Below are 562 nucleotides of genomic sequence, written 5' to 3'. Positions count from 1 at the left end.
CCAACTATCAGACAAACAATAGCTAGTGCGATTTTATTTATCAAGCTTGTGCCTTGCCTTTTAAGATATCTTTGATAACGCTATGAGCGTGATTTAGTCCGACTACTATCGAGCCGCCATTTTTTAAAACGATGTCGCCTCCCACATATAGTCCTGGCACGCTACTTTGGTAATTGCTATCAACTATCGGAGTGCCTTTCTCATCAGTTTTTATCTGACATTTTTGTAAAAAATCAACCGGACTTGAGCCACCGATCGCATAGACAACCCTGTCATAGACACGGATTTTGCCATTTTCATAATGCACTCTTACCTTGCCTGATTCATTATCGATCTCGGTTATATCGTGATTTAGCCTTACTTTTATCTTATTGTGCTTCTCAAGCTCCCAAAGTGCGCTTAAATTTGTCTCATTTACACGGCTAAATTTATCTTTTCTGTAAGCGATCGTCGTTTTGTTATACTGACAAAGCTCGATAGCATACTCAACTGCAGAGTTGCCACCGCCCACAACTAGCACTTTTTCGCCGTTTGTGCAGCTATCAAGGTTAAAATTTACAAC

The 562-nt window shown here is 40.2% G+C and carries 1 protein-coding gene; it reads right to left on the bottom strand.

Annotated features, from left to right (window positions below):
* Positions 1 to 40 precede the first annotated feature (40 nt).
* A partial coding sequence (locus CYP28_RS08325; protein WP_181000438.1) for an NAD(P)-binding domain-containing protein occupies positions 41 to 562 on the bottom strand: 522 nt, incomplete at its 5' end.

The sequence above is a fragment of the Campylobacter concisus genome (genome assembly GCF_002914195.1).
Classification (GTDB): Bacteria; Campylobacterota; Campylobacteria; order Campylobacterales; family Campylobacteraceae; genus Campylobacter_A; species Campylobacter_A concisus_M.
This window is presented reverse-complemented; position numbering and strand designations above follow the sequence as displayed.